We start from the raw sequence: 3,931 nt of genomic DNA, 5'->3' as shown, positions 1-3,931 counted from the left end.
TCGAAACGATGCTCGGTCTCGCCCAGCGCGAATTCCTCGAGCACGTTGCGGCCGACGATGCCGAACTCGCACACGCCGTCGCTGACGAAGGTCGGAATGTCGTCGTCGCGAACGTACATCAGGTCGATCGGAAAGTTCTCGACCCGAGCGGTGAGATCATTCTTGCCGTGCTGGATGCGCAGCCCGGCATCGCGCAGCAGGTTGCGGCTGAAGTCGGACAGCCGTCCAGACTTCTGGATTGCAAGGTGCAGGCGGCTGGTATCAGGCGACATCATTTTCTCCGTTACGCGCGGCAACGGGCTGGCCGAGACGCTGCATGGCCATGCGATAGGCCTGGTGGGGTTCCTGGCGAAGGAAGCGCGCGACGCGAACGATCGTCGTCGTGCTCACGCCGGTCGCGTCGTGGATATCGCGATAGGACATGTCGTTGGTCTCGAGCAGGCGTGCGACATGCCAGCGCTCGGCGAGCGTGCGGACCTCGGCCGGCGTGCAGAGATCGGCCAGCAACAGCGCCATCTCGTCACCGGTATGCGGGGTCAGCAGCGCCTCGCAGAGATCTTTCGTGAGCAAAGCCATGTCCCGCGAGGGCGAGACCCTGCCGTTGTCATCAGCCATATGTTTCACCGTGTTAGTACGCTGTAACGCGCCTATAGAATGCCGGCCGCTAACGCAAGCTTAATAGCCTGCCATCTGCGGGCCGTGCGTCTCTGAAGGCGTGTGGGCCGGTGCGCCATAGCACAAAGCGCTCGGATTCGGGTGCAGGCGGCGCGCAATGCCGCCTAAACCGCATGAAATCAACGTCCGGAAAACTCAGCCCGAGTTGCGCAATGCGGTCGCCACGGCGTTGATCGAGAGCTGGATGCCCTCGCGGATCCGCGGATCGTCTTCGCCGGCGCGGTGCCGTTTCAACAGCTCGACCTGGAGCAGGTTGAGCGGTTCGATGTACGGCAGGCGAAGCCGGATCGACGCGTCGAGCGTCGGATTCCTTTCGAGCAGACGGCCCTGCTCGGTGACTTCGAGCAAGCAGTCGCGGGTGCGGCCCCAATCATCGCGGATGCGGTTGAAGATTGCGTCGCCGAGACCGCGGTCTTCGACCAGCCCGGCGTAGCGCGCCGCAATGTCCATATCGGACTTGGCGAGCACCATCTCGAGATTGTCGAGCGTGGTCTGGAAGAACGGCCAGGCGGCGAGCATCTCGCGCAGCAGCGCCATGTCTCCGAACGCGCTCAGCGCATGGCCTGCGCCATACCAGCCGGGCAGCATCACCCGCGCCTGCGACCAGCTGAACACCCATGGAATGGCGCGCAGATCTTCGATCAGGTCGGACTGGGTACGGCGGGCCGGACGCGAGCCGATCTTGAGCTCGCCGATCTCCGCGATCGGAGTCATCTCGTGAAAGAAGGTGCGGAAGCCCTCGGTCTCGTAGACGAGGCCGCGATAGGCGCGAAACGCGCTTGCCGACAGCGCATCCATCGCCGCCGAGAAACGCGCATGGTCGTTCGCGCCCAGCGAGTCCGGCTGCAGGCTGGCGAGCAGGGTCGCCGAAGCCATCGCCTCGAGATTGACGGTCGCGCTTTCGCGCGTGCCATATTTGGCGGCGATGACCTCGCCTTGCTCGGTGATCCTGATGCGACCCTGCACGGTCCCGGTCGGCTGCGCGCGGATCGCCTCGAAGCTCGAGCCCCCTCCCCGCCCGACCGCACCGCCGCGGCCGTGAAACAGCTGCATCGCCGCGCCGGCATCGGCAAAGACCGAAGCCAGCGCACGGCTGGTCTGGTGGAGGCTCCAGACCGAGGTGAGGTAGCCGCCGTCCTTGTTGGAGTCGGAATAGCCGACCATGACCTCCTGATGTCCGCGCGCCGCGGTCACCGCAGCGACCTCCGGAAGCGCAAGCCATTCGGCCATGATCGCCTCGCCATTCTCGAGATCGGCGATCGTCTCGAAGAGCGGGACCGCCATCACGGCGGCGTGCGGCCCGTCGGCCGAGCGCCACAGGCCCGCCTCCTTGAGCAGGATATTGACTTCGAGCAGGTCGGAGACCGCGTCGGTCTTGGAGATGATGTAGGTGGTGATCGCCTCGGCTCCGTAGAGGCGATGCGCCTCGGCGGCGGCGCGGACGATCTCGAGCTCCGACTTCGTCTCGTCGGAATATTCAGCATACGGGCTCGCCAGCAGCCGCGGACCAGCGAGCTCGCGCCGCAGCAGCGCGACGCGCGCCGCTTCATCGAGGCCCTGATATTCCTCCTCGACTCCGGCAACCTTGAGCAACTCGCCAACGACGCGCTCGTGGACATCGGAGTTCTGGCGAAGATCGAGCGTTGCCAGGTGGAAGCCGAACGTCTCGACGGCGCGCACCAGCCGCCCGAGCGCGCCGCCACTCCGTAGCAGGCCTTCGCCGCTCTCGCCGAGCGCATGCGCGATCGCGGCAAGATCGGCGCGCAAGGCGGCCGGATCAGCATAAGGCTCGGCCGAGATCGTCGCCGGCCGCGGCGGCGACTTGCCGACGAGCGCGCGAAACGTCGCGGCGAGCCGGGCATAGATGTCGCTCAACGCGCGGCGGTAAGGTTCATCCCGACGCGCCGGGCTGTCATCGCCCGAACGCTCCGCGAGCCGCGCGACCTCGGGCGTGATCGGCGCGAGCTCTGTCGAGATCGACAATTCGGCTCCGAGCGCATGAACCTGGTCGAGATAATAAGTCAGGACTGTTTCCGACGCACGCGCCAGCGCCAGCCGCAACGATGCGGCGGTGACGTTGGGATTGCCGTCGCGATCGCCACCGATCCAGCTGCCCGGCCGGAGGAAGCTCTTCGGGCGGCGGCCAAGCGCGCGCTCCCACTGGGCGTAGAGCGCGGGCAGCACCGGCAGGAAAACGTCGCGCAGGTAAGCGAGGGCGGTCTCGACCTCGTCGGCGACATAGAGCCGCTCGCGCCGCAATGGGCGGGTCTGCCACAGCAAGGCGATCTGGCGCACGATCGCCTCCTCGACGAGATCGCCGTCGGGAGTGATCGTCTGGCGCGCATCGCGCCGCCGCATCAGCTCGGCGATGCGATTGCGGTGGTCGATCATGCTCTTGCGCCGCACCTCGGTGGGGTGAGCGGTCAGCACGGGAGCAACCAAGGCATGATCGAGCAGATCGGTGATCGCCTTGTCTTCGACGCCCTCGGCGCGCAGCACCTCGAGCGCCGCGGCAAGCTCGGCGCCCGGTTCGCGCGCCGCGCCCTGCTGCCGATCCTCGGCGAGATTGGCGAGCATCGAGAAGAGCATGAACCCGCGGACGAAGGCGAGCGTGTCGTCGAGCGTCAGCGCTTCGAGGAGCGGAGCGGTGGCGAGCGGTCCCGCGAGCCCGCGGTGACGGTCGACCGAGGTCGAGCGGATCGCCTCGATCCGTTCGAACAATTGCTCGCCGCCGTAAGCGCGGATCACATCCCCAAGCAACTTGCCGAGGAACCGGATGTCCGGGTTCTGGGGAATCGAACGCGACGCAGGCCGAGTCATCGAGCCGTTGCTCCTTTCCTCTTCACGCTCAACGGCGGGGTCCAACGTCTGCTCCGCGCCGCACGCCGCGCAAAGAAAAAGGCCGGGGAGAGGCTGCTCCCCCCGGCCTGTTCGATCCGAGCTTGGTCAGCCCGAATAGTACATGTCATATTCGACCGGGCTGGGGGTGGTTTCCCACCGCATCTGCTCAGCCCATTTGAGCTCGACATAGGCGTCGATCTGATCGTCGGAGAAGACATCGCCCTTGGTCAGGAACGCGCGATCCGCCTCGAGCGATTCGAGCGCCTCACGCAAGCTGCCGCACACCGTCGGAACGGTGGCAAGCTCGGCCGGCGGCAGATCGTAGAGGTTCTTGTCCATCGCCTCGCCCGGGTGGAGCCGGTTCTGGATGCCGTCCAGACCCGCCATCATGATCGCGGCATAAGCCAGATACGGG

The 3,931-nt window shown here is 66.2% G+C and carries 3 protein-coding genes and 1 pseudogene; all 4 read right to left on the bottom strand.

Going from position 1 to position 3,931, the window contains the following annotated elements; all coding sequences use genetic code 11:
• On the bottom strand, nucleotides 1-272 hold a 272-nt coding region (locus tag V6M48_RS11175), incomplete at its 3' end, for a hypothetical protein (protein WP_443019100.1).
• The gene (locus V6M48_RS11170; RefSeq protein WP_332812620.1) at nucleotides 262-615 is read right to left on the bottom strand and encodes a YerC/YecD family TrpR-related protein; all 354 of its coding nucleotides are present in this window, start codon (nucleotides 613-615) and stop codon (nucleotides 262-264) included. The genes V6M48_RS11170 and V6M48_RS11175, both read right to left, overlap by 11 nt.
• Before the next feature lie 195 nt (nucleotides 616-810).
• Entirely contained in the window at nucleotides 811-3,495 is a 2,685-nt protein-coding gene (gene ppc, locus V6M48_RS11165) for a phosphoenolpyruvate carboxylase (RefSeq protein WP_332812619.1), read from the bottom strand.
• Nucleotides 3,496-3,621: 126 nt separating this feature from the next.
• Nucleotides 3,622-3,931: pseudogene (gene glnA, locus V6M48_RS11160) on the bottom strand (glutamine synthetase); the annotation flags it as partial.

The organism is Sphingomonas sp. (assembly GCF_036677245.1).
GTDB lineage: Bacteria > Pseudomonadota > Alphaproteobacteria > Sphingomonadales > Sphingomonadaceae > Allosphingosinicella.
Note: the sequence above shows the minus strand (reverse complement) of the source record. Positions and strands in the feature narration are given on the sequence as shown.